Origin of the sequence: Levilactobacillus zymae DSM 19395 (genome assembly GCF_001434115.1) — a bacterium.
In the GTDB taxonomy this organism is placed as follows: Bacteria; Bacillota; Bacilli; order Lactobacillales; family Lactobacillaceae; genus Levilactobacillus; species Levilactobacillus zymae.
The window spans coordinates 24,112-48,691 of record NZ_AZDW01000024.1; the positions used below are offsets into that span (position 1 = coordinate 24,112).

Here is a 24,580-nt window from a genome sequence, read left to right on the forward strand (position 1 = left end):
AAAATACCAATTATTTTTGCATTTATCAAAACGTATTCTGTGGTAAAATCAACGTACAAGCTAAAATTCGTATAGGAGGAAACGCCACATGGACGATATTTCGCACCAGAAGTTGTTGGCTTTGATTGCCCAGGACTACTATTTGTCCCAGCTCTCGATTGCCGATCTATCCACTAAGTACCATTTAAGTCGTTATTTAATCACCAAGCACCTGGATGAGGCCTTGAAGAGTGGGGTGGTCACCATTTCCGTCAACGACCCAATCGCCCGGAACGTGGCCCTTGAGGCCGAATTCAAGCGCCGTTTCGACATTCCTAACGTGGCAATTTTGTTCAACGCCGAGAACCCGGCGGAAGATGCGGACAATATCGTGCAGTACGCCGCGATGCAGGTCCAGACGCTGATCGAACACGCGCACGTGGTCGGCGTGGCCTGGGGCAGCACGGTCTTTAGCATTATCGACCAATTAAACGGTAAGATTCGTAACGACCTGACGTTTACCCAGTTCGTCGGCGACAATATGAAGTACAGTTCGGTGGCCGGCACCCGGCAAATGGTGGAGAAGGCCGCGGCCCGTTACGGCAGTCACTACGTCACGTTGGCCAGCCCGTTATACGTGATCAACGACCAGATTCGCGCGGCGTTACCGCAGGAACCGGCGTTGAAACCAGCGTTTACCCAGGCCGCACAGATGGACGCATTGTTCTGCGGCTTCGGCACGTTGGCTTCCATCGAGTCGATTCCGGTTTGGCAGGAACACTACGGCACCATCTTTCCGAACGTGCCCGCCGACCGCATCGCCGGCATCCTGTACGGTCGGCCCTACGATATTGACGGCAACTTCTTGAACCAGGGCGCCGACAAAACGGTCGGGTTACCGCTCGACCAGCTGTTGCGGACGCCGCGCCGGTTGGGCGTGATCCGTAACAAGTTCAAGACCGATGCAGCCCTGGGTGCCTTACGGGGCAAGCTGGTCACGGACATCGTGTTAAACGAGGCGATTGCCCAACGGATCTTGGCGGCCGACGTTTAGAGCGTTTGGAAAAATTCGCCCAAGGCCCGATTAAAGGCCGCGGGTTGTTCGGCCATCACGATGTGGCCGCTGTTGGGGATGACCACACTGTGGCCGTTGGCGGCGAGGTTGGCCGTGACCGCCGCAAATTGCGGATTAAAATAGGGAGACTTTTCACCAGCAATGATCAAAAAGGGCACGTGGAGGAGCGCGACGATATCGCGCCAATCCTGAAACGCGTGGTCTAATAGGAACGGTAGGTTGAGTTCGGCATCGTAAGGGTGACCGGCCTCAGCCTTTTTGACGTCCGCGTAAGTTGCGTCGGCGATGTGGGTGAAGGTCGCTGAGCCCAACGGGAATTTCAACAGGGTGGGGAAGGTGTCCCAGGTCAGGTCGGTAAAGCCGAAGGACCAGGTGTCGTCGTTGATCATCTTGGGACTCTGGTCGACGTCCACGAGGCCGGCTAAATCGCCGTCGCCAAACAGGGACACGTAGGCCCACAGGGTGGCGGCCCCCATCGAATTACCCATCAATAGGGGGCGGTCTAAGCCCAGCTCGGTGATAAACTCGTGCAGGTCGAGGGCGTGGCGGGTCATCCGCCGGCCCTTAACGGTGTGTTGCGAGGCGCCCTGGTTGCGGGCGTCGAGGGCCAAGACCCGGTAGCCGTGGGTGCTCAGCCAGGTGATTTGGTCGGCCCAGATTTCCTTGGCGCCACCGATGCCGGTGAGTAAGACCACGGGTTGCCCGGTCGTGGCGGTATCGCTGTAGTCGAGGCGCACGTGGTCGCTAGTCATAAATTTCATGGATTTGAAAACTCCTTCTATGCAATATGCTGATTTTAGTATAAGCCCTAGGGCGAGAAAATCGCTATGGGTGTTCTAAAATTAGGAATGCTGATTTGGCCTAGTGGGGAATGCTTGAATGGAATTTAAAACTTTTAAACTTTTTTGATCATTAGACTTGTGCTGGAGTCGACTCCAGGTCGTAACATGGGTCTAGTCAAAGGAGATGAGTGCCATGCAGGCGGTGGTTGTGAACACAGCAGGAAAACTGGTGGATCAGACAGTTCCGGACTTACCAGTCGGTCCTCACGATATTCGAGTGGCGATTGAGGCCATTTCAGTAAATCCGATTGATTTAAAACGGATTACGCGCATTGGTCCTGGAGATTCCCGAATTCTGGGGTATGATGCCGTGGGACGGATTATCGAGCGGGGGGCAGCGGTCACAGAGCTTCAATTAGGGGCAAGAGTTATGTATGCCGGAAGTACGCAACGCGCGGGAACTTACGCCCAAACTCAAGTTGTTGATGCGCGGTTAGTGGCCTTAGCTCCCACGCGGGTGAGCCTGGCAGATACCGCGGCGCTTCCCCTAACATGGTTAACGGCCGTGGAAATTTTAACGGATAAACTGGGGTATGTTTTGAACCAGGCCAATCAACGGGGGACGCTCCTCGTGATTAATGGGGCGGGTGGCGCCGGATCAATCTTGACACAAGTGGCCCACCGGATGGGACTGACCGTGCTAGCGACGAGTAGTCCGCAACACTTTGACTGGCTTCGACAGCATGGGGTGGCTGTGCCACTGGACTACCATCAAGACTTGGTAGCTCAGGTTCACGCAGCGGGGTATGCACAGGTTGATGCGACCATTAACCTCTTCGATACCGGCCGTTATTTCACCGAGACTGTCGCGTTAGCCCGACCATTTGGCCACCTGGTCAATCTGACGCAAACGACGATTCCCTTGGATTTGGTTGAGTTACAGGCGAAGTCCCTCAGCTTTGACTGGGAGCTCATGTTTACTAAGAGTCACTACCAGTACCGTCTCGCTACCCAGGGACAAGCATTGACGGTCTTACAGCGGTGGTTAGACGCGGGCATCGTGCGGACAACCCGGACCAGGACGTTGACGGGGCCTATTAACGCGGCAACCCTGCGACAAGCCCACCGGTTACTAGGTGATCACCAGATGTTAGGGAAGTTAGTCATCATGAATGAACACTAAAATGGAGGAATGTCTTATGCACACGATTAATTGGTCTACGGATTATTTACCAGGTACCACCGATAATTTTGTTTCTAATGAAATCATTACCAGTGGGACCACTTTAGAAGCTATTTGGGCACAGTTAGTTGACACGGCTAAGTGGGCAACCTACTACGACAATGCGACGAACGTGAAGTTAGACGATTCCAATGATAGCCGCTTACACTTTGCGGAACATTTCCGGTTCGATACCTTTGGTTTTCCCATCGATGCCCAAGTCATGGAGTTAGTGGCGCCCACGGCCGGGGTTGCACGGTTAGCCTGGCACGGCTGGCAAAACGGAGACGCCGCTACCCAGTTTGACGTTTACCACGCTTTTTTATTAGAAACGTTGGCGGATGGTCGGGTACGGTTATTGACCCAAGAATCTCAGGTCGGGCGCCCCGCGGCAGAGTTAGCTACGCAGACGCCTAATCCGATGTTAAACGGTCATCAAAATTGGCTAGATGGGTTGGTTCGCGCAGCCAAGGGCCAACTGTAGTACAATCGGAGAAAACGAAGGAAGTGGCGAGATGGCCTATAGTATTGGTCAGGTTTCGGAGCGATTAGGCGTGACGATTGACACGATTCGGTATTACGATAAAGCGGGATTATTACCGTTCGTGCACCGGAACGCCGCGGGTCGGCGGGAGTTTAGCGACAACGACTTACATCTGATGCGGACCATTATTTGCTTAAAAAACGCAGGAGTGTCCGTCGCCGATATTGCCACCTTTATTGATCTCAGACTTCAGGGAGACACGACCATCGATCGGCGGTATCACTTGTTACGGGATCACGAGCAGGACCTGCGGCAACAGATAGTGGATCTTCAAGATACGATGAGTTACCTAAAATTCAAGGAATGGTACTATCAAACAGCCGCTGCGGCGGGTACCGAAACAATCCATTTTGTTCCGGGGACTAACGAGGTTGACCCTCAATTAAGCCAGCAGTATGAACAACATTTACGCGCTTCCGGTCAAGTTGAAGCATTGCGGCGTTTCGCTAACGTGCGAGATTACCGTAACCGGAGATAAGAAAAGCTCAGTCACCACTTTATTGAGGTGGGACTGAGCTTTTTAGTTATGATTGGGCGTAGACTTGGGCAAATTCCTGAGCAAAATCGCTTAGTTTGGTCGGACCCAGGACAGGATGGTGCGCTTGATAGTCGGCATAGAAGTCGTGGTCGCGCTCGTAAGCGGTGGTCTTAACGTACTGGGTCGCAAATTCGGTGGGCATTCCGGCTTGAATAAGGTTAGCCAGCATCGTGGTGTCACTAATTTGGATGGCTTGAAGGTCTGGAAAATTGAGCGCGGCGCCTAACGTAGCGGCTACTTCGGTGAAACTCCGTTCATCACTGGCAACGTACTGACTGGTGACGCCAGGTTGTGGATCCGTGAGGGCTTGCGCCACTACCGGGGCGATATCGGCAGGCGCCACCCAAGAGTTGCGTTGGTCGAGCTGACTATTGGTGTAGATGGCATGGTGTTGACGGATGCTGGTGAGCTGACTGAAGAGATTATAAAACATACCGGTCGGGCGAATGAAGGTCAGATTCATGCCGGGCAATTGGCGAGTCAAGACGCCTTCGATTACGTTGTAAATGTGGAGGGAGCCCACTTCGGGACCGAGGTTAGCCCCGACGCTACTAAGGTTGACCACGTGAGTGACGCCCGCAGCGCGGACGGCATTCGCGTAAATGGTGGCCTGCTGGCGGCCAGCGGCGAAGAGGTCGGCCCCGCCCGTGGCACTGGTAATTATTAAATAAACCGCGTCGGCCCCGGTGAAGGTTCGGGTCAGAAAGGCTTGATCGGTGATGCTTCCGATAGCGGGGATGGCCCCTAATGCGGTAATGGCTGCTTGGCGTTGCGGATTGTGACTAATCACGGTGACGGTGTGGTGCGCGGCGATGAGTTGTTGAACGAGGGGCGCATTGATGTGGCCCAAAGAACCGGTTAAAATGATTTTCATGAGTAAGGCTTCCTTTTTATAAAATATAAGTCTATCTTTTAACTGAGCTCATTATAGGAGATAGACTTATCTTTTGTCAAAGATTATAATCGATTTAACTAAGATTTTATGGAGGAGTCAGCGCATGAAACCTAAAGACGAACAGAAACACCAACGAATTCTTACCGCTGCAATCACGATTTTGGCGCAAGGCGGGCTAGCCAATTTTTCGACCACTAAAGTGGCTAAATTGGCGGGAGTGCCGCAATCTAATCTTTATATTTACTTTGCGAATAAACAGGACCTATTGACGGCAGTGTATCTGACAACGGTTCATCAACAAAGTGTGGCCGTGACGGCGGCGCTCGATCAACAACTACCGCTAGTGACACAATTGGCCACCAGCATCACCGCACTGTACCGCTTTGCAACGACCTTTCCGGATGAGGCCAGGGTCATTCGGTTACTAACGGCTGACCAGCAGTTCAAGACCGGGCTGGCAGCTAAGACGGCGGATGCGACCAATCAGCAGATTCAAAATCTGTTAACGGCGGGGGTGCAACGGGGACTATTACGATCGGATAGCCTTAATCTCATTCGATACTTTCTGACCGATCCGGTGTACCATTACGCCGAATTGGCGACTAGTAACGAAGCGGGATTAGTCAACTTGACCCAAATGATTTTGGGGGCGGTCCTGCAACCCCAGGCTTATCAAGATTGGCTGAACCAATAAGCCCGTTAAGCGCTCTTTTTCCGTAACGGGTTAGTATGCTAAACTAATTAATGAGGAGGGATAACATGCAACGACGAACTTGGGTGACCGCTTTAGCCGGGATAATTGGGCTGGGCGTCATCAGTTTCTTCAGTTTTAACCTGGCCTACGGGGGACCCGTTAAGGTGGGCGCCTTTGTGGGGTTACTGGTGTGCCTGGGGTACATCCTGTGGTTCTGCCTCAAGGTCGCCCCGACCTACCCGCAAAAGTGGTGGCAACGCAACTTCCACCCGTTACAAGAATTAGCGGTAGTCATTATCATTGGCGTATTTTGGCTCATCAGTGATAGCTTGAAAACGCCGCTCACGGATGTTTCGTTTAACCTGTGGCATGTGGCGGACTTTATCAGCTGGATGTTGGTGGTCACGACCGGGATCTTGGGGATGACGCAGGTCGATTATCGGCGCCGACTCAAGCGCGGTCGCGAGGACCAGTAGGCGAACTTAGGGGACGGAGGTAAATCAGATGCTTAAGTATCATTTGTTCTGGCGTGAGGTGCTCGACCAAGTGGAACTGTTGTGGGTCGTGACGATTCCCGTGACGTTCGTGCTTAAGGGCGTGATGGATCTGGCGACGCAGGGCCAGTACTTTTGGTGGCACTACATTCAACTGTTTGCGGACATCACGTTGGGTAGCGCGTTATTTTTCACCCTCACTACGGCGCTGAGCCACTGGTACCGGCACGCGCATCCGAAACAGAAGTAGGGGGAACTATGGGGAGAAAATTAAAACGTTGGGGCCCGTTGACCACGGGGATCCTGTTGCCGGTGGCCAATAGCATTCTCCAACAAAACGACGGGCTCGGCTTACGGGTCGGTCTCGCGCTAGTGATGTTGGCGGTGAATATCTATGGGGCCTTGGTCATTAGTGATCCAGAGCACCCCCTGGCCGACTACGGCTGGGCGAAGCATCGGAGTAATGCGTTAGAGTTTTGTACATATTTAGGGCTAGAAATCGCCATCTTTTTGGGGCTGATCTTCTGGTTCCCGTTGACTCAGTCCAGCGGGATCATTGGCACTTTAGCAGCGTTTCAATTCTTGTACTCGTTGCTCGTGTTGTTAGAAGCTGGATTCATTAAAGCGATTCGCGCCCGCTACCCGGATGGGGGCCGACGGCGATGAAAATGACGGAAAAATTAACATGGGGGTTGGTCGTGGGCGTTGGGGCGGCCCTGTACTTTGGCTTTGGCGTCAAAGGAACTGGAACCATGTGTTTGTTCTGGACCGGTTTTGCGCTATTGGTCAACAGCAGCGCCGCTTGGTTCATTGCGCGTTACTGGGACTGGCTGAGGGATACCCGGCAGAAACACCAGAGCGATACGGACCGGTTAGATGAGTTCTTCTTGACGTACGTCTTGTTCGCCATTCCCGATGTATTCTTTTTCTGGGCGGTAAGCTCGTGGTTCACCGATTTCTTGTGGCGCGTGCTGTGGGATGGCGCCATGTTACTCTGTGGTGTGGCCCTGATACTGGATATCGAGTTTTTCTACTATCGAATCGTGCGGCACCAACCACCCCGAAAATAACGTAAAGCCGGACCACCCCGCGCAGGGATGGTCCGGTTTTTTTAGGCAGTGTAGCCCGATTATTTAGCGTTTAAAATCCAGAGGAACAGAACGAAGACCACGGCCAACCCGTACATCATCGCGCCGACTTCCTTGCCACGCTTAGCGGCAATCATGGTCAGCGGGTAGGTGATGAACCCTAAAGCGATCCCGTCGGAGATACTGTAGGTCAGCGGCATGCCCAGCACGATTAGAAAGGCAGGAGCGGCCACTTCGAACTTTTCCCAGTGGATGTTCTTTAGGGATTGGGCCATCAGGACCCCGACGATGATCAGGGCGGGGGCGGTGACTTGGCTGGTCACGACGGCCAGCAACGGGGAGAAGAAGGCCCCGAAGATGAACAGCACCCCGGTAGTGATGGCGGTAAAGCCGGTCCGACCACCCACGGCGATCCCCGCGGAGGATTCCACGAAGGCGCCCATTGGTGAAGTCCCTAACAGAGACCCGACCACCATGGTACTGGAATCGGCCATCAAGGCTTTCCCGATACGGGGGAGCTTATTATTTTTGACCAAGCCGGCTTGTTCGGCCAACCCGACCAGCGTCCCGGTGGTGTCAAAGAAGGTGACCAGTAAGAAGGTCAGGACCACCACCATCAGTTGAAGCGAGTTGATGCTGCCGGCGTGGGTCAGCCCGACCATGAACGTTGAGCTGATGCTGGGCACCCCGGAAATGATTTGATGAGGCATTGGAATCAAACCGGTGACCAGACCTAGGATCGAGTTGGCAATCATCCCGATAAAGATGGCGCCGGGCACCCGCGCACTCATCAGAATCAACGTGACCAGCAACCCGAAGATGGTCAACCAGGTACTGCCGACGTGTAAGGAACCCAACGTGAGGAAGGTCGACTTGTCGGCTTGCACGATGCCCCCTTCGCTGAGACCGATAAAGGCGATGAACAGCCCAATCCCGGCACTGATGGCCATTTTGAGGTCACGCGGGATGGCGTCAACCACCTTTTCCCGCAGCTTGAAGGCCGTTAAAATCATGAATAAGATGGAGGCCACGAACACCCCAGCCAAGGCCGTTTCCCACGGGACCTTCATCCCGATGACCACGGAGTAGGCGAAGAAGGCGTTGATCCCCAGACTCGCGGAGATGGCGATGGGGTAGTTGGCGAGAATGCCCATTAGGAAACACCCGAAGGCGGAGGCAAAGGCCGTCGCGGTAAACACGGCCCCTTGGTTGATACCGGAAGCCCCTAAGACCTGGGGGTTAACGAACAGAATGTAGGCCATGGAGACGAAGGTGGTTAACCCCGCCAGCATTTCGGTCTTAAAATTCGTTCCGTTTTCCTTAAAGTGAAAATACTCGGCAATTCGTTGCATACTGTGCACTCCTTAAATCAATAGTAAAACCCGAACATTTAACTGAATAGTTCGGGTTTATTCGTTCTCTCTTTACTTAAGTAGTGTATCACACCCACTAAATGATTACAATTCCGAATTACGATTTTTATATAAAATTGATTGTTCGGAAACTGCTAATTTGGGTGAAGCCGGAACGTTGCTCAACGCAAAAACCGCCCGGGATTCTTGAAAAGCGAATCCTGGGCGGTTTGATTTGTCGGCAGTACGGAGCCGCTAGTCGGGATCGGCTAGTGACTTGCCGTTAGTGGTGTGCTGAAAGGCCGCAAAGGCGGTGTCGATGGTGTGATATTCATCGGGACTTAACGTTACGTCCAAAGCCTGCGCGTTGGCGCTCACCTGGTCGGCGTGTTTGGCGCCCGGAATTACGACGCTGACTAACGGATTTTGCATGTACCAGGCTAAGATGACTTGGGTGACCGTTGCGTGGTGGGCGGTGGCAATCGGCCGGACCTGGTCGACGGCGTCTAGGGCCTGCGAATAGCGGGGGTCCTGAAAGTCACTGATTTGGCTTCGAATGTCGTTGGCCGGGAAACTAACGGTCCGGTCGTATTTACCGGTCAGGAGGCCGGAAGCTAACGGGAAGTACGGCACAAAGCTGATCTGGTGGTCCCTTAAGTAAGGCATTAGGTCGGTTTCGTGGTCCCGGTGGAGCAGACTGTATTCGTCTTCGACCACGTCTAAGTAACCGTCGGCGTTGGCGTCTTTGATTTGGTCGAGGCTAAAGTTCGAGACCCCGATGGCCCGAATCTTGCCTTGTTCGCGGAGCCGCTGGAGGGCCCCCACGGCCTCGGCCTTGGGAGTTTGTTTGTCAGGAAAGTGAATATAGTAGATATCGAGATAGTCGGTATTGAGGCGCTTGAGACTGGTTTCAACCTGTTGGGTCAAGAACTGTGGGTCGTTATTGATAACTTGTTCACCACTGGAAAAGTCCTGCGCGCCTTTCGTGGCGAGCGTAAAGCTGTGCCGATCGAAGTCGTGGATGGCTTGGCCGACTAATTCTTCGGAGTGACCCATGCCGTAAACAAAGGCCGTATCAAGTAATTGAATCCCGTGATTTAACCCGGCTTGAACCAGCGCCAGACCGTCTTCGTCCCGCAAATCGGGGAAGAGGTTGTAGCCACCCACCGCGTTAGTCCCGAGGCCTAAGGGGGTGGTCCGAACGTCCGTCTTGCCGATTGTTACCATATCATGTGTCATCACAAAACCTCCTAGTTAATCATGAAAACGGATTCAAGATCCTAAAGCCATTATAACCGAATTCGTCTGGGACGGGAATATCTCAAAAGATTTGTCCGGATGTTTTCGCACCCCCGGGGTTTCTGGTACACTGGGAAGCAAGATAGGAGCGATGAGGATGACAACTTATTTAATTCTGGGAGCGACACCGATCGGCGTGGCCGTGGCCCGACAACTGGTCAACCAACCGGACACCACGGTGCGTTACTTACACGGCGCAACGACACAGTTACCGGCCGACCTGGCGGACCAGGTGACCGATCTAACGGGAGACCTGCATAAAGCAGTTACCTATGGTCCCGCGTTACAGGACCGTCCGGTGGTGTTCTCGGCACTGACGGGGATGGACGTTGACTGGGCCTTCGAAGCGCTGTTCGATACTCAGTACCGCCAGCAGCTACCGTTGACTCGGTTCGTCATGCTGAGCACGGCGGGGGTCGATCAAGAGGTGACGGGCGACTTGGAATATCCCGGCATTACCGACGTAAAGGAGTACCTGAACCAGCAACGTTACGCGGCGAAGCAGGTCGATGAAGCCGAGTTCCCGTATACGATTTTGCGCCCGGTGACGCTCACCGACGCACCGGCGGCCACGCCTAAGATTATTGCCGAGGGCCAACCGGTCCCCGCAGGAACTGTTTCACGTGAAACAGTGGCGCGAGTAGCCGGTGAGTTGCTGCTCAACGGCGGTCACGACTACCAATCACTGGCAATTTGTTAAGGAAACAAAAAGGGTGGCGCCACTTTGCCGGATTTGCGATATAATTGCGGTTAATCAGGACGGTTCTTTGTTAGAATAAAGGACGTGGGGGTGAAGATAGTGGCTTTAGACATCAACGATCAACAATTACAGATTGTGCGGGAGCGCATCGACGAAGCTAATCAGAAATCGCACTTTGTGATTTTCCAATCTGTGGAGAAGCAAACGGGCAAGGTGTTGCGGTTGATTACGGACTTTGAAAGTTTCCGAACGATTCAAGAGCAACATCAAAATGACGCGCAGATGGTGATCATTCAAGATATCGTGCCCATCACGGATACGTTGGCCCGCTGGGCGGTCGCGGAGAATTTAGCGGCGCAACAGCAGGACAATGCGGACGTATTGGCGGATCTGGAAGATTGTACCAACGACGTGTTAAGAGAAAATCACCAGGCGGAAAACGCACCCGATGACGCAGACAACTAGGCAGCCGACCAGGTCGGGTGCCTTTTTTATGCAAGAGTGTTCCGAAGGGCGGTTAACTGGCGAGCATTAACGTCGTTGGGGAGAAAATCCTGGGTTTGGATTTTTTCTCTGATGACGTTAAGCGGAGCGGGCTGCCCGATAGGGACACGTTTCGGCAATCTAAGAAGAAAGCCGGGGCTGAAATGCCAACGACGTTAAGCGGAACCAGTTGCCCGGTAGGGACACGTTTCGGTGCCGCCAGAAGCGCTAAGTGTGTCCAGCCGCCGTCCAACCTGACTATGGTAGAAACTGTAAACGGTGGTTCCCCCACACCGCTAACGTGACCGGGTCGTTCAGTGAATCACGCACGTACGGGAAGCCCCTAAAATTCAAACAGCGTTAACCACCCCGTTTAGGAGAAAACCTGCTAAACTGAAACTAAGTTATGGGGATACTAAGAATTTTTGAGGAGGGGATCGTTATGCGATATGCAACACGTTGGGTCACCGGACTGGTGGCCGTTGCGGCCGTGGTGGGGTTAACCGGACTAGGGACCACGGCGGCGCAAGCGAAGGCGAAGACCACGAACAAGGTGGTCACGTTTAGTCAATTAACCAACCATAATCCACACCGGTTGGCAGCAATTCGTCAGGCCGCGCGGCAGGAAATTTTGACCGCCACTCACGCGAAGAGCAGTAAGGTCGCTGCCGTCTACAAGGTCAAGTTGCCACACAACATGGCCAAGAAGGCGACCCTGACCAAGGACGGGGTCAAGATGAACTTATTGCCGAACAGTTTTAAGGTTAAGCACATCACGATTCCGTACAAGCAACTCCAGGGGAAGGTCCTGAACAAGTACCTGCCGAAGGCCAACCGGGTAACGCCACTGAAGACTAAAAAGGTCGTGGCCTTAACCTTTGACGATGGGCCGGACCCAACCTTGACGCCGCGCCTGTTGAAGACGTTAAAGGCCAACAAGGTCCACGCCACCTTCTTTGAAGTGGGGCAAAGCGTCAGCCGCTACCCGAAGGTTTCGCGTGCCGTCCTTGCCGGGGGCAACGAGCTGGGTAACCACTCGTGGAACCATCCCGACTTTAACGCCATCGGCACGGCCAAGACGGTCAGTCAGGTCAACCGCACGAACCAGGCGATTTACAAGGCCACGGGGCAGTTACCGGAATACGTCCGGCCACCGTACGGGAACATCACGGCCGCTGAGGGGCGGGCAATCGAGCAACCCATCATTCGTTGGTCCGTGGATTCGCGCGATTGGGCTTACCTGAACACGAAGAAGGACATTCAGTCCGTGGTCAGTGCCACCCGTAGCGGGTCGATCATCTTGATGCACGACATTCACGCCCAATCCGTGGCGGCGGTGCCGACCATCATCCATAAGTTGAAGGCCAAGGGTTACCATTTCGTCACGGTCGGCCAGTTGTTAGACCAACAAGCCTTACCCGGCTTGCAGTATTTCGGGCAACACGATTACCGGACCGCCGGCAAATAAATTGAAATTATTTTAAGAAAAAAAGCAGTTCGCCAAATGATGACGAGCTGCTTTTGTATTATAGACATGGTGAGTCAGTGTTAGGCTAAGAACTTTTCGGCTAACTGTTGGTAAACGTGTTGCACGTGGATGAATTGGTCGAGATCGACGGATTCGTTCAACGCGTGGGCGGCGGACCATTCACCGGCACCGTAAACCATGACCGGGAAGGCGTGCGCCGATTTGGTAAATTCGGAAGCGTCGGTGGCCCCGTGGATGACTTCGAGTTTGATGGGGTGACCGAATTCGGCGTCGGCAATCTGCTTGGTCAGTTGAATCAGGGGTTCACTTTGGTCGCTAATGATGGGCTTGAAGCTGTAGTCGACGTGTAACTTCAGGGTGGCCTTGGTCTCGGCGTTTAACTTGTCGACGACTTCGTTGAGCCGCTTGATGACGGCGGCGTTGTCGAATTCCGGAATTGGCCGAATGTTACCTTGAAGTTCGGCGTTGGCGGGGATGCTGTTGACCTGTTCGCCACCATCAAAGACCGTGACGTTGTGGACCAGCGGCCCTAATTCAGGACTGACCGGGGCGTCGTCAAAGGCGGTAGCTTCGGCCGTGACGAACTTGATCAGGTTGGTGATAGCGTTGATGCCCTTTTCCGGCATGGAACTGTGGGCGCCCTTCCCTTGGCAGAAGACGTGGTAGTTCAACGACCCGTTGTGCGCGTAAACGATATTGCCGCCGGTAGGTTCCCCGATGACCATGCCGTCTAGGTCGTCGGCAACGCCTTGTTCCGTCAACATCCGTGAGCCCATGGCCCCATTTTCTTCTCCCACGGTCCCGATGAAGCGTAAGCGGCCGTTGAGTGCGTTGGGTTGGTCGGCCAACGTGATGAAGGTGATGATCATGGCGGCCAATCCACTCTTCATGTCCGCGGCACCCCGACCGTAAAGCTGGTTACCTTCGATGTGCGCGTCAAACGGCGGGAATTGCCATTGAGCGGGATCACCCGTCGCCACGGTGTCCAGGTGACCGGATAAGGCCAGCACTTTATCGCCAGTCCCGATTTCGGCGACCAGGTTACTCCGGTCGGGCGCGTAAGGAATGATCTTGCTCTCGATGCCGTGGTTGGCAAACAGTTTTTGAATATAACTGGCCACGGCGGCCTCGTTGCCGTTCACGGAGTTTAGACTGACTAGGTGTTGCAGGATTTGAATTTGTTCGTTCTTTTGCATAAAGTTAAGCCGGCTTTCTCATCATATTTTAATATTGTCTCCAGTTTAGCACGCTTGTTGGCGGTGGTGTGTAAAAAGTTGGAAAAGATTGCCATTTGCCTTTCATTTAAACGAACGTATGTTTGCTTACTGCGAGCGCTATGCTAGAATAGAATCAACGACAGTCAGATAGGGGAGGTTCCTCATCACATGAGTTTACAGTTTGTTTTAGGCAGTGCGGGCCGCGATCACCGCACACCCATGATTACGGCCATGGCCCAGCATTTGACCGACCAGCCCACGGACCAGTGTTATTACCTGGTGCCCAACCATATCAAGTTTGAAACCGAAGTGGACGTGTTGCGCGCGTTACAACAGCGCTTAGCCCCAGACCAACCGCTGTTCGCCCAGACGCAGGTCCAGGTCTTTTCGTTTACCCGTTTGGCCTGGTTCTTCATGAAAAATGAACCCGTCTACCAACTTCCCCGGATCTCACCGGCGGGGTTGAACATGTTGATCTACCAGATCATTCAAAGTCACGCCGACGAGCTGACCATCTTTCGCGGTGAGGTGACCCGGCCCGGCTTCATCAGCCAGTTGACCGCGCAACTTTCTGAACTGCGGGTCGGCCAAGTCACGGCTAGCGACCTGACCGCCGCCATCGACCGGTTAGCACCGGGGAGTGCGGACTTACAGGCTAAGCTCCACGACCTGCTGGTGATCTATGCGGCCTTTGAGACGCAGATGCAGGGAAAATACGTGGCCAACACGGACCTCTTGAACCAGTTGGCTGACTACCTGACCCAGGTCGATTTAAGCCACGCCCACTTTTATTTGGAAGGCTTTTCGCAGCTTAGCGCCCAGGAACGCAACCTGGTCACCGTCTTGATTCAGCAGGCGGCCAGCGTGACCATCGCGTTGAACCTAGATCGTGCCTATCCGCAGGAGTTGCCGCCGGTGACCGACCTATTTTTCCAGTCGGGCAAACTTTACCACCAACTCTACGTCAACGCGCGGGCCAACCACGTAGCCGTTCAGGTCGACCAACGGGCCCAGACGCCCCGGGTATCGGCCGACTTATTGGCCTTAGACGATTACTGGCAGACCAGTAACACGATTGGGGCCCAACCGGCACCCGCGACCACGGTACCGCAGGAGCTACGGCTATTTGAGGCGCCGAACCGTTACGGTGAAGTGGCCCACATTGCTAATCTGATTCGCCGGATGGTTGCCACCGGCAAGTACCGCTATCACGATTTCTTGATTCTGACGCGGCACCTAGACGCCTATCAGACCGTGATCGACCCCATCTTTAGCATGCAAGAGATTCCGTACTTTGACGACGCGGACGTGCAGATGGCCGACCACCCCTTCGTGGAACTGATCAACGCGCTTTTCGATGTTCAACGGCGAAACTACCGTTACAGCGACGTTTTTCGGGTCTTGAAGACGGCGTTATTATTACCACGAGACGCCGACGGCCAACCGATCGACCTGGAAACCTATCGGCAGGCCGTTGCGCTGACCGAAAACTTCGTGTTGAAGACGGGGTTCGAGGGGCAACGGCGCTGGACTCAACCCGACGATTGGCAATATACCCGCTTCACGCCGGGAGACGACACCGTGCAGACCACCAAGGACCTTGCCATCACCCGGCAAATCAACGTGATTCGGCACTTCATCGGCCAGACGCTTCCGCCGTTTTTCGCGGCCTTGAAACACGCCAAGACTTATACGGATGCGGCCACGATTCTCTACCAATTCTTGGCCAATCACGGGGTCGCCGACCAATTGATGAATTGGCGCGATCAAGCGATTGCCAACCAGGACTTGACCTTGGCGGGTCAGCCGGAACAGACCTGGCAGACCTTCTGCCAGATGCTCGACGAATGCCACGCGATTTTAGGCGACCTAGCCTTTGACCAGACCGACTTTCAGGCCCTGTTACAGGCTGGCTTTACCGGCGCGAAATTCAGTCAGATCCCGTCCACGCTGGACCAGGTCATGGTGTCCGAAAGCGGGATCGTGCAGGCCAACAATCGCAAGGTGACCTTTCTGATGGGGGCCACGGCCGATACCATGCCAGACAACCAGGTACCCGCCACGTTGCTGGCCGATACCGATCGGCAGGAACTCAGCGCCCAGTTGCAAGCCGCCGACGAAGGGGCGTACCTGCGCGATGACGCCGCGACCCAGCTGGCGGGAGAACCCTACCTGAATTACCTGGGCTTCTTGAGTGGCAGTGAGCAACTAATCTTCAGCTATCCGGCGACGAACGACGGGGAAGCCGACCTGCAAATCTCGCCGTATCTGGCCCGGATTCGGGACCATTTCCAGTTGCCGGTGACCACGGTCAACACCACGCCGGCCGCCGATGGGCACGACGTCCAAGCCTTCGTGGGTACCCGGCGGACCACGCTGCGACACCTGGTTCAGGCCAGCCACGCCAGTCAGTTGGAGAATCAGCCCCTGGCCGCTAACTGGTTAGCCATCATGACCCGGTTGCGTCAAGATCCGCAGTACGGTGGCCTGACCACTAAGTTACTGGGCAGCCTGCAATACCGCAACGTGCCGACCCAGCTGACGCCCGATATCGTGACGCAACTTTACGGGACCAAGATCAATACCTCAATCTCCAAGTTGGAGGAATATTACGCGAACCCGTACGCCTACTTCTTGAAATACGGGTTGCGGTTGCAGGAGCGGGACGTTTTCGAACTCTCACCGGCCAGTACCGGGGAATTCTTCCACGCCACGCTGGACGACCTGATCAAGATGGTCAAGGACCAGAAGTTGAACCTGAAGGACCTGGATGACGACCAACTCCGTGAGATGACCGACGAGGCCGTGGCCAAGGTCCTCGACGTGACCCAGAATCCGCAGTTTGCGATCCTGGAGAGTTCGGAACGGATGGGGTATATTCGCACGCAACTGATCAAGACCATGCAACGAATGGCCTGGACTCTGCAACAACAAAGCCAACGGACCCCGTTACGACCGCGCAAGACGGAAGTTCAGTTCGGGATGGGCGACCAGCACGGTTGGGCACCATTGACCTTTGACCTGGCTAATCACCGCCAGGTCAGCGTGCGGGGGCGCATCGACCGGTTGGACCAACTCGATGTTAACGACAAGACCTACCTGGGGATCGTGGACTACAAGAGTTCGCCGCACCAGTTTAGTTTCCAAGACGCCTATTACGGGCAGGCCATGCAGATGCTGACCTACCTGGACGCCGTGAAGCAGAATTTTGCCAATGAAATCGGCGTTCCCGCCACCACGGCTAACCTGGCCGGGGCAGTTTACCTGCACCTCCAGGACCCAATCTTGAAGGCCGCCGCGGTCAAGGACCCCAATAACCCGTTACTCGACCTCCTGAAGGCCGAGCGTTACCAGGGCTTGTTATTGGAAGATGAAGAATTCTTGGAAAACGTCGAGGAACTCTTCCAGACGAAAAACGACTATTCCCAACTCTTCCAGGGCCTGCGCAAAACGTCTAAGGGCTTCACGTCGAGTAGTAAATTACTGGTCACACCAGAAGAACTCGACGATTTGCTGGCACACACGGAATACTTGATTCAACAGGCCGCCACGCAGATTTTTGCGGGGAAGGTCGATTTAAGTCCGGTGCGCGAACAGAACAAGACGGCGTTGCAGTATTCGCCGTATAAAGCGATCATGCAGTTTGACCCGTTACTTCAAGAAAACAGTTACCACGATTTACAGCCGCTGAAGCGTGACGAGGTCTTGAAACTCATTCAGGCCGAAATCGCCAAGCGGCAGGTCGCAAAGGGGGACAACCATGAGTAGTCATTTTCAATTTACGCCGAGTCAGGACCAGGCCATTCACCAAGAGGGAACTGATTTGTTAGTTTCCGCTTCGGCGGGGTCCGGGAAGACGCGGGTACTGGTCCAACGGGTCATCGAACGCCTCAAGGGCGGAACCGGGATCGACCACATCCTCATCGTGACCTTTACCAAGGCCGCCGCGGCCGAAATGCGCGACCGAATTCAAACCGCCTTGCGGCAGGAACTCGCGGCGACGCAGGGGAACAGTCAGCGGCAACAATTTTATCTGCGACAACTGAACCTGCTTCCGGTCGCCGACATCAGTACGCTGGATGCCTTTTGTTTACGCGTCCTGCAACGATACTACTACGTCATCGATTACGATCCGGTCTTCCGGTTACTCGCCGACAACACCGAAAGTAGCTTGTTGCGTGACGAGGTCTGGACGGACCTGCGCGAGCAACTTTACGCTGACGACCAAGACGGCCAGTTTGCCCGGTTGACGGAAAACTTCTCCGGGGACCGCAACGATGACGGGTTAACGGAATTGGTCCAACGCGTTTACACCTTTGCCGACGCGGCCCCAGACCCTAAGGCTTGGCTGGCGGCGTTACCGCAGGCCTATCAACTGGAGACCGACCAACTCACAGCGAGTCGCTTCTACCAAACGCAGCTCCAACCGTTATTGGCCGACCAGTTCAAACAGATTCGTGCTGACCTGGCGAGTGCCCAGGAGATGGCCGAGAACGTGGGCTTGGTGAAACCGGCGGACCACTTGGCCGACCTGTGCGAGGCGTGGGATCAGCTGATTGCCGAACTGGCTAATAGTCAGTGGAACGACCTGCGTGACCGCGTTCAGAGCTTCAAGTGGGGGCGGATGCCACCGGTCGGCAAGACCGACGAAAACCGCCCGGTCCTCGACGACCTCAAGAAGACCTACTACGACCCCGCGCGGAAACAGTGGAAGACGTTACTAGAAACCTACTTCCTTCAGAACGAAACGGATGTGCGGGCGACCATGCAAGCGTCCAAGGAATTGGTCACCGAATTGGCCCGGGTGGTCAGCGCCTATCGGGACGCCTACCTCCAGGAGAAATTCCGGCGGCACGTCTTGGACTTTGCGGACGTGGAACATGCGGCCCTAGAAATTTTAAGCCAGGACACCCCGGATTCGCAGCACGTCCGCGACCAGATGCGCGACCAGTACGCCGAAATCATGGTCGATGAATACCAGGATACCAACAGTCTGCAGGAAGCCATTCTTACGGCGATCGCCCAACCCGCGCCGACGGGGAACCGCTTCATGGTGGGGGACGTCAAACAGTCCATCTACCGTTTCCGGCAGGCCGACCCCACGCTGTTCATGGACAAGGCCGATCGGTATGCGACCGACGCGCAGGCCGGCCGCACCATCACGTTGGCCGAAAACTTCCGGTCGATGGAAAACGTCGACGACTTCACCAACCTCGTGTTTAAACAGTTAATGAACCGTGAACTGGGTGAGGTGGCCTATACGGGCGACGCTTTGCTGAAGTTTGGGGCGACCTACTACCCCGCTGACGTGCAGAGTACGGCCGAATTGCTGGTCTACCTCAGTGACGAACCCACGTCGGCCGACGATGGCGAGGCCATGGATGCCACCTTCCAGGTCGACGACAAACACCAGGGCGAGGTCTTATTGACCGGGAAGAAGATTCAGGAACTGATCGCGGCCAAGACCCCGATTTACGACCGGGACGCGAAGGTGACCCGGCCCATCGAGTACCGCGACATCACGCTATTGACGCCGACGCGGACCAACAACCTGATCATTACCGATGAATTACGCCGGTTAGACATTCCCGTGGTGGTCAACGACGCGCAGAACTATTTCAAGACCACCGAAATCCAGATCATGATGGCCTTGCTGCGAATTATTGACAACCCGTATCAGGATATCCCGCTGGCGGCCGTGCTCCGGTCACCCATCGTGGGGCTTAACGAAAACGAACTGGCCCTGCTCCGCATCAACCAGCGCACGGGCGACTATTTCCAGGCGGTCTTGCATTTCCAGCAAACCTATAACGACCACCAGAGTAGTGACATGCAGGCGACCGTTTACCGTAAGATCAGTCATTTCTTGGAACAACTCCGGGAATTTCGCGACATTGCCCAACAGAACCAGCTAGTCACGTTGATCTGGCGAATTTACCAGGAGACGGGCTTTCTGGACTACGTCGGGGGGATGCCCGCGGGAGCTCAACGGCAGGCCAACCTGCACGCCCTCTACGAACGGGCCCAAACTTACGAACACAGTAGTTTCAAGGGGTTATTCCAGTTCGTACGGTTCGTGGAACGACTCCAGGAACGCGACGACGACTTGGCCAGTGCGAACGTGCAAACGGCGACCAACGCGGTGTCCGTGATGACTATTCACGGGAGTAAAGGACTGGAATTTCCGGTAGTCTTCTTGATGGATGCGTCGCGGCAATTCAACCGTCAGGACCAACAGGGCAATTACGTCCTTAGTGGGAAGGACGGTATCGGCATCGACTACCTCAACACCCGCACCCGGGTCAAGACACCGAGCCTCCAAAAACTTCTGACGGCGCAAGCCATTAGTCGGGCCAGTCTGGCCGAAGAAATGCGAAAACTCTACGTGGCGTTAACGCGGGCGGAGGCGCGACTCTACATCGTGGGGTCGGCCAAGAGCCGCGAACAAGCGCTGACCACCTGGAGTCAGGCCTTTCAATCCGAGGACCTGGTCTTACCCGCGACCATGCGGGAAAAGTCGACGGTGGCTAACTACCTAGACTGGGTGGGGATGTGCCTGATCAGAACGCCGCAAGCCCAAAAACAGGACTGGCAGGAAGACCACGCGGCCATTAGCCCGTTGGCGGGTGATCCGACCCACTTTGGGGTGACCTTTGCCACGGCGGCCGACCTCGCCCCTAGCGAACCGGTCGCCACGACCCAGATGGACTGGTTGGACCAAGCGCAAGCGGCAGCCGATCAGCTGACCGTCACGCCGGTCGACGATGCCGCCTTGCAGCAAGTCATGGCCTTTCAGTATCCGCACCAGGCGGCGACCGTGACCACGGCCTACCAATCCGTTTCGGAAGCCAAACGGCTCTTCGAGGAACCCGACAGGGCGCTGATGGCGGAAAGCCAAACTACGCCCACGGGCCAAGCCGGTCGGCGGTACGTAAGTCACGACTTTGCCCGGCCCGAATTCCTGCAGACCGTGCGGGCGCCCTTACCGACCGAAATCGGGACGGCGACCCACTTGGTTTTGCAGCAATTAGACGTCACGACGCTTCCCACGGTGGAACGGATTCAGGCGTTGATTGATCGACTGGTCGCCGGTAAGGTCTTAACGGCCGAGGTGGCACAGCGGATCGACCCTCAGGCGATTCTGCAATTCTACGCCACGCCGGTGGGGCAGGCGATTCTGGCGCATCCCGATCAACTCCACAGAGAAGTGCCGTTCTCGTTATTGATGCCGGCCAAAAGCTTGTTCCGCGACTTTCAGGAACGGGAGTCGCAGGTCCTGGTCCACGGGATCGTCGATGGTTATTTGACGACCCCCGACGGTTTGATCCTGTTTGACTACAAGACCGACCACGTCAACAGCCGCGACCAGCAGGCCGGCGTGGCCAAGTTGGTCGACCGGTACGCTGGTCAGGTCAACCTGTACGCCCTCGCGCTCCAACAGATGACCGGACAACCGATTTTGCACCAATACCTGTATCTCTTAGAGATTGGTAAATTGGTGGCGGTCGCCCCGAAACCCTTACAAACCGACTAATAGTAAATAATCTAAAGGCGATTTTCCCCTGATAACGGGTGGAAAATCGCCTTTTTGAATCCAGCTAGACAGGTGATCAAAGTCAATTTGTGCTGGGGATTTACCGGCCTCTGCAGGGTGAGAACCAGGAAATATACGCAGTATTTTATGCCAAAATAGTATATTTAATTTAATTTGAGGCATGCCCGAAAGAATGTGAAATTTTAACTCATCAAAATGCGGGTGAAAAAGCAGGTCACCGGCCACATTCGCTGGCATCTATATAAAATAGTATATTTTCATCAGAAATTTTATGCGCAAAAGGATTTGAACTAGGAACAAAAATAGTAGTTTAACTAATAAGGCAATTCCCTTAAAACGTTCGGCAGGATCACCGGGGCTTTGGCGCGTTGAAAGCGCTTCTGCTAAACTTCCTCATGTAAAGCAAGACCGGTTCACCACTTCAGCTATTATTCCACTAGACATCACTTAACCACGAGCGAACCGGAAAAGTTTTCTGTTGCGTTACCCTATCTTTTTAAAGTGAGGAGCCAATCTATCATGAGCAATAATTATACGAAAGAAGATTCGGGTTACACCATGACTACGGTCGCCGAAGAAGCCGCCCGTTGCCTTCTCTGTCACGATGCCCCGTGTACCAAAGCCTGCCCGGCCGGCACCGATCCAGCCCGCTTCATCCGCAGCGTGCGTTTCCGGAACATTAAGGGCGCTGCCGAAACCATTCGGGAAAACAACGCGTTAGGTGCCATCTGTGCCCGCGTTTGCCCCACCGAAAAATACTGTGAACTGGCCTGCTCCCGGAGTGGGATTGATGTGCCAATCGATATCGGTGGGATTCAACGTTACGTCACCGACTTTGAACAACAAGCCGGGATGAAGATCTTGGAAAAGGGCAAGTCTAACGGCCTGAAGATCGCCATCGTCGGGAGTGGTCCTGCCGGGTTACAATCCGCCACGACCTTACTCGAAAAGGGTTACGCGGTCGACATTTACGAAAAGAACACCAAGCCCGGTGGTTACCTGACCTACGGGATTCCGGAATACCGGTTACCGCAAAACATCGTGGACTACGAAATCAAGCGGATCACCGATTTGGGCGCCACCTTACACCTGAACACCGCCATTGGCAGCGACATCACTATGGACCAATTGAAGGCCGATTACGATTCCGTGATCTTAGCCGTGGGGGCCAGTGAAGCCAAGATGTTACCTATGTTTGACGACCAAGCCAACGTCGAAACGGCCGTGGACTTCTTGGCCCGCGTCAAGGACGCTAAGGGCGAAGTCACCGAACCCGATAACGTCGTCGTTGTCGGTGGTGGGGACGTGGCCATGGATGTGTCCACCACGTTGAAGCGCTTAGGCGTTAAGCACGTGACCGACATGGTCTACGAAGAATTTGCCGAATTCCGGGCTTCCAAGAAGGAACTCGCCGGGACCCAAAAGGCCGGTGTCACCATCGTCGACGGCTACGTGCCCGAATCGATGACCGGCAACGAAGTGACCTTCAAGCACCGGAAGATCGATGCCGAAATGAAGATCAAGGCCGACAAGGTCATCTTAGCCATTGGCCAACAGGTCAACACCGACGGCTTAGGCATCACCACCAAGCGCGGCGAAGTCCCATTCATCGGTTACCAAACCCAAGATCCGAAGGTTTACGTCACGGGCGATATCGCGCACGGCGACAAGACCGTCGTTTGGGCCGTTCGGAAGGGTAAGGAAGTTGCTGAAGAAATCGACAAGACGTTAATGGGAGGTCGCCAAAATGATTAATAAAGATTTAGGAATTGACTTTCTGGGCGTGCATTTCGAAAACCCGTTCTGCCTGTCCTCCTCACCGGTTGACAACTGTTACGAAATGTGTGCCAAGGCCTTCGATGAAGGCTGGGGTGGCGTGGTCTTCAAGACCATCGGCCCGGAACACTTCAAGATCGACGAAGTGTCGCCGCGGTTTGACGAACTGACCAAGGAAGGGACCCCGTTCGTGGGATTCAAGAACATGGAACAGATCGCCGAACATCCATTGCAAGAAAACCTGGATGATTTGACCAAGTTGAAGAAGAACTACCCGAACAAGATCGTCATCGCCTCCATCATGGGGACCAACGAAGACGACTGGGTAGAACTGGCTCGGTTAGTCACCGAAGCCGGCGCGGACATGATCGAAATGAACCTGTCCTGCCCACAAATGACCTCGCACGCCATGGGGTCCGACGTGGGGACCAATCCAGCGTTGGTCAAGAAGTACTGTGCGGCCGTTAAGCGCGGGTCCGACCTGCCAATGATGGCCAAGATGACGCCAAACATCACCGACATGGTACCGGCTGCGAAGGCCGCCATGGATGGTGGGGCCGATGGGATTGCCACGATCAACACCGTGAAGTCCGTGGCCAACCTGGACCTCGACAAGAAGGTCGCCTTACCAATCGTTAACGGCAAGTCTTCCATTTCCGGATTCTCCGGGAAGGCCGTCAAGCCAATCGCTCTGCGGTTCATCCAACAACTGCGGGTCGCTGCCGGCATGGAACAATTGCCAATCTCCGGGATTGGTGGGATTGAAACCTGGGAAGACGCCGTTGAATTCATCCTCTTGGGCTCCACGACGTTACAGGTCACGACCGCGGTCATGCAATACGGGTACCGGATCGTTGAAGACATGAAGAACGGGTTGATGCACTACATGGAAGAACAGGGTGTCGACCACCTGTCCGACCTGGTGGGGATTGCCAACAAGAACATCCTGCCCGCCGAAGACCTGGACCGGGACTACAAGGTTTACCCGAAGATCGACTGGGACAAGTGTATCGGCTGTGGCCGGTGCTTCATCTCCTGTTTCGACGGGGCGCACCAAGCCATCACCTGGGACGAAAAGACCCGGCGGCCATCCGTCGACTACAGCAAGTGTGTCGGCTGCCAGTTGTGTAACCTGGTCTGCCCAGTGGGCGCCATCTCGACCGGGAAGATTGAGATGAAACCGGGCCGGCAAGGTAACGTTGAAGACATTGATATTGAATCTGTTCGTTTGACCCACTAGTCAATCGACACCTAAGCAACATTGAACAAACTTATACGAAAGACCCGCACCGGCTAATCGCACCGGGGCGGGTCTTTTGTTTGGATTGAATTGAGATAAAATTGGTCGCCTTCCGGCGCTCAGGGGCTGGAACGCCTGCGGGCACGATTTGAAGCCCC

The 24,580-nt window shown here is 54.7% G+C and carries 21 protein-coding genes; 16 read left to right on the plus strand and 5 right to left on the minus strand.

Annotation, left to right across the window (positions count from 1 at the left end; all coding sequences use genetic code 11):
• Positions 1-88 precede the first annotated feature (88 nt).
• Positions 89-1,033, plus strand: a complete 945-nt coding sequence (locus FD38_RS05565) for a sugar-binding transcriptional regulator (RefSeq protein ID WP_057732121.1) — start codon at positions 89-91, stop codon at positions 1,031-1,033.
• Here the strand turns inward: FD38_RS05565 and FD38_RS05570 are convergent.
• Complete coding sequence (locus FD38_RS05570) at positions 1,030-1,815, minus strand: alpha/beta fold hydrolase (RefSeq protein ID WP_057732123.1); 786 nt, start codon at positions 1,813-1,815, stop codon at positions 1,030-1,032. The two genes, FD38_RS05565 and FD38_RS05570, sit on opposite strands and share 4 nt — an antisense overlap.
• Before the next feature lie 214 nt (positions 1,816-2,029).
• On the opposite strand from FD38_RS05570, the gene FD38_RS05575 reads away from it, so the two are divergent.
• From FD38_RS05575 to FD38_RS05585, 3 genes are read left to right on the plus strand one after another with little or no spacing between them, the layout of a single operon-like run.
• A complete protein-coding gene (locus tag FD38_RS05575; protein ID WP_162254316.1) occupies positions 2,030-3,019 on the plus strand; it encodes a zinc-binding dehydrogenase in 990 nt (329 codons plus the stop codon).
• Positions 3,020-3,035: 16 nt separating this feature from the next.
• The gene (locus FD38_RS05580) at positions 3,036-3,542 is read left to right on the plus strand and encodes an SRPBCC family protein (protein WP_057732127.1); all 507 of its coding nucleotides are present in this window, start codon (positions 3,036-3,038) and stop codon (positions 3,540-3,542) included.
• Positions 3,543-3,573: 31 nt separating this feature from the next.
• Entirely contained in the window at positions 3,574-4,080 is a 507-nt protein-coding gene (locus tag FD38_RS05585; RefSeq protein ID WP_057732129.1) for a MerR family transcriptional regulator, read from the plus strand.
• A 46-nt stretch (positions 4,081-4,126) separates the two neighbouring features.
• Here the strand turns inward: FD38_RS05585 and FD38_RS05590 are convergent, their stop codons facing one another.
• Entirely contained in the window at positions 4,127-5,014 is an 888-nt protein-coding gene (locus FD38_RS05590) for an NAD(P)H-binding protein (RefSeq protein ID WP_057732131.1), read from the minus strand.
• 124 nt (positions 5,015-5,138) lie between these two features.
• On the opposite strand from FD38_RS05590, the gene FD38_RS05595 reads away from it, so the two are divergent.
• The 5 genes from FD38_RS05595 to FD38_RS05615 all read left to right on the plus strand — a co-directional run bounded on the left by FD38_RS05595 (position 5,139) and on the right by FD38_RS05615 (position 7,293).
• A complete protein-coding gene (locus tag FD38_RS05595) occupies positions 5,139-5,729 on the plus strand; it encodes a TetR/AcrR family transcriptional regulator (RefSeq protein ID WP_057732133.1) in 591 nt (196 codons plus the stop codon).
• A 65-nt stretch (positions 5,730-5,794) separates the two neighbouring features.
• The gene (locus FD38_RS05600; RefSeq protein ID WP_057732135.1) at positions 5,795-6,205 is read left to right on the plus strand and encodes a hypothetical protein; all 411 of its coding nucleotides are present in this window, start codon (positions 5,795-5,797) and stop codon (positions 6,203-6,205) included.
• 28 nt (positions 6,206-6,233) lie between these two features.
• Positions 6,234-6,473 (plus strand): hypothetical protein, encoded by a 240-nt coding sequence (locus tag FD38_RS05605; protein WP_057732137.1) that lies wholly within the window; start codon positions 6,234-6,236, stop codon positions 6,471-6,473.
• Positions 6,474-6,481: 8 nt separating this feature from the next.
• Positions 6,482-6,889 (plus strand): hypothetical protein, encoded by a 408-nt coding sequence (locus tag FD38_RS05610; RefSeq protein ID WP_057732139.1) that lies wholly within the window; start codon positions 6,482-6,484, stop codon positions 6,887-6,889.
• The gene (locus FD38_RS05615) at positions 6,886-7,293 is read left to right on the plus strand and encodes a hypothetical protein (RefSeq protein ID WP_057732141.1); all 408 of its coding nucleotides are present in this window, start codon (positions 6,886-6,888) and stop codon (positions 7,291-7,293) included. Before FD38_RS05610 ends, FD38_RS05615 begins: the two co-directional genes overlap by 4 nt.
• A gap of 59 nt (positions 7,294-7,352) precedes the next feature.
• On the opposite strand, the gene FD38_RS05620 is transcribed toward FD38_RS05615, so the two are convergent.
• Complete coding sequence (locus tag FD38_RS05620) at positions 7,353-8,663, minus strand: NCS2 family permease (protein ID WP_057732143.1); 1,311 nt, start codon at positions 8,661-8,663, stop codon at positions 7,353-7,355.
• A gap of 255 nt (positions 8,664-8,918) precedes the next feature.
• Positions 8,919-9,902 carry an aldo/keto reductase gene (locus FD38_RS05625; protein ID WP_057732146.1) on the minus strand — a complete coding sequence of 328 codons (984 nt, stop codon included), beginning with the start codon at positions 9,900-9,902 and terminating at the stop codon, positions 8,919-8,921.
• Between the two features lie 157 nt (positions 9,903-10,059).
• Between FD38_RS05625 and FD38_RS05630 the strand changes: the two genes are divergently transcribed.
• The 3 genes from FD38_RS05630 to FD38_RS05640 all read left to right on the plus strand — a co-directional run bounded on the left by FD38_RS05630 (position 10,060) and on the right by FD38_RS05640 (position 12,613).
• Complete coding sequence (locus FD38_RS05630; protein ID WP_057732148.1) at positions 10,060-10,662, plus strand: SDR family oxidoreductase; 603 nt, start codon at positions 10,060-10,062, stop codon at positions 10,660-10,662.
• A gap of 99 nt (positions 10,663-10,761) precedes the next feature.
• The gene (locus FD38_RS05635) at positions 10,762-11,127 is read left to right on the plus strand and encodes a hypothetical protein (protein WP_057732150.1); all 366 of its coding nucleotides are present in this window, start codon (positions 10,762-10,764) and stop codon (positions 11,125-11,127) included.
• Positions 11,128-11,587: 460 nt separating this feature from the next.
• Positions 11,588-12,613: a polysaccharide deacetylase family protein gene (locus tag FD38_RS05640; RefSeq protein ID WP_147007847.1), complete on the plus strand. Its 1,026-nt coding sequence runs from the start codon at positions 11,588-11,590 to the stop codon at positions 12,611-12,613.
• Between the two features lie 80 nt (positions 12,614-12,693).
• On the opposite strand, the gene FD38_RS05645 is transcribed toward FD38_RS05640, so the two are convergent.
• On the minus strand, positions 12,694-13,830 hold the full coding sequence (locus FD38_RS05645; RefSeq protein ID WP_057732152.1) for an ArgE/DapE family deacylase: 1,137 nt from the start codon (positions 13,828-13,830) through the stop codon (positions 12,694-12,696).
• Positions 13,831-14,019: 189 nt separating this feature from the next.
• Here FD38_RS05645 and FD38_RS05650 point away from each other — a divergent pair, with 189 nt between their 5' ends.
• The 4 genes from FD38_RS05650 (at position 14,020) to preA (ending at position 24,422) form a co-directional block, all read left to right on the plus strand.
• On the plus strand, positions 14,020-17,619 hold the full coding sequence (locus FD38_RS05650; RefSeq protein WP_057732153.1) for a PD-(D/E)XK nuclease family protein: 3,600 nt from the start codon (positions 14,020-14,022) through the stop codon (positions 17,617-17,619).
• Positions 17,612-21,385, plus strand: coding sequence for a helicase-exonuclease AddAB subunit AddA (gene addA / locus FD38_RS05655; protein WP_057732155.1), 3,774 nt, complete (start codon positions 17,612-17,614; stop codon positions 21,383-21,385). The genes FD38_RS05650 and addA overlap by 8 nt, the downstream gene beginning before the upstream one ends.
• Before the next feature lie 540 nt (positions 21,386-21,925).
• On the plus strand, positions 21,926-23,161 hold the full coding sequence (locus FD38_RS05660) for an FAD-dependent oxidoreductase (protein WP_057732157.1): 1,236 nt from the start codon (positions 21,926-21,928) through the stop codon (positions 23,159-23,161).
• A complete protein-coding gene (gene preA / locus FD38_RS05665; protein ID WP_057732159.1) occupies positions 23,154-24,422 on the plus strand; it encodes an NAD-dependent dihydropyrimidine dehydrogenase subunit PreA in 1,269 nt (422 codons plus the stop codon). Before FD38_RS05660 ends, preA begins: the two co-directional genes overlap by 8 nt.
• The last annotated feature ends 158 nt before the right edge of the window (positions 24,423-24,580 follow it).

Bases quoted from the DNA above. Each gene is read 5' to 3' on its own strand.
- FD38_RS05645 (WP_057732152.1), bottom strand. From the start codon at position 13,830: ATGCAAAAGAACGAACAAATTCAAATCCTGCAACACCTAGTCAGTCTA.
- FD38_RS05610 (WP_057732139.1), top strand. From the start codon at position 6,482: ATGGGGAGAAAATTAAAACGTTGGGGCCCGTTGACCACGGGGATCCTG.
- FD38_RS05605 (WP_057732137.1), top strand. From the start codon at position 6,234: ATGCTTAAGTATCATTTGTTCTGGCGTGAGGTGCTCGACCAAGTGGAA.
- FD38_RS05595 (WP_057732133.1), top strand. From the start codon at position 5,139: ATGAAACCTAAAGACGAACAGAAACACCAACGAATTCTTACCGCTGCA.
- FD38_RS05565 (WP_057732121.1), top strand. From the start codon at position 89: ATGGACGATATTTCGCACCAGAAGTTGTTGGCTTTGATTGCCCAGGAC.
- FD38_RS05615 (WP_057732141.1), top strand. From the start codon at position 6,886: ATGAAAATGACGGAAAAATTAACATGGGGGTTGGTCGTGGGCGTTGGG.
- FD38_RS05660 (WP_057732157.1), top strand. From the start codon at position 21,926: ATGAGCAATAATTATACGAAAGAAGATTCGGGTTACACCATGACTACG.
- preA (WP_057732159.1), top strand. From the start codon at position 23,154: ATGATTAATAAAGATTTAGGAATTGACTTTCTGGGCGTGCATTTCGAA.
- FD38_RS05585 (WP_057732129.1), top strand. From the start codon at position 3,574: ATGGCCTATAGTATTGGTCAGGTTTCGGAGCGATTAGGCGTGACGATT.
- addA (WP_057732155.1), top strand. From the start codon at position 17,612: ATGAGTAGTCATTTTCAATTTACGCCGAGTCAGGACCAGGCCATTCAC.
- FD38_RS05570 (WP_057732123.1), bottom strand. From the start codon at position 1,815: ATGAAATTTATGACTAGCGACCACGTGCGCCTCGACTACAGCGATACC.
- FD38_RS05650 (WP_057732153.1), top strand. From the start codon at position 14,020: ATGAGTTTACAGTTTGTTTTAGGCAGTGCGGGCCGCGATCACCGCACA.
- FD38_RS05580 (WP_057732127.1), top strand. From the start codon at position 3,036: ATGCACACGATTAATTGGTCTACGGATTATTTACCAGGTACCACCGAT.
- FD38_RS05600 (WP_057732135.1), top strand. From the start codon at position 5,795: ATGCAACGACGAACTTGGGTGACCGCTTTAGCCGGGATAATTGGGCTG.
- FD38_RS05640 (WP_147007847.1), top strand. From the start codon at position 11,588: ATGCGATATGCAACACGTTGGGTCACCGGACTGGTGGCCGTTGCGGCC.
- FD38_RS05575 (WP_162254316.1), top strand. From the start codon at position 2,030: ATGCAGGCGGTGGTTGTGAACACAGCAGGAAAACTGGTGGATCAGACA.
- FD38_RS05630 (WP_057732148.1), top strand. From the start codon at position 10,060: ATGACAACTTATTTAATTCTGGGAGCGACACCGATCGGCGTGGCCGTG.
- FD38_RS05620 (WP_057732143.1), bottom strand. From the start codon at position 8,663: ATGCAACGAATTGCCGAGTATTTTCACTTTAAGGAAAACGGAACGAAT.
- FD38_RS05590 (WP_057732131.1), bottom strand. From the start codon at position 5,014: ATGAAAATCATTTTAACCGGTTCTTTGGGCCACATCAATGCGCCCCTC.
- FD38_RS05625 (WP_057732146.1), bottom strand. From the start codon at position 9,902: ATGACACATGATATGGTAACAATCGGCAAGACGGACGTTCGGACCACC.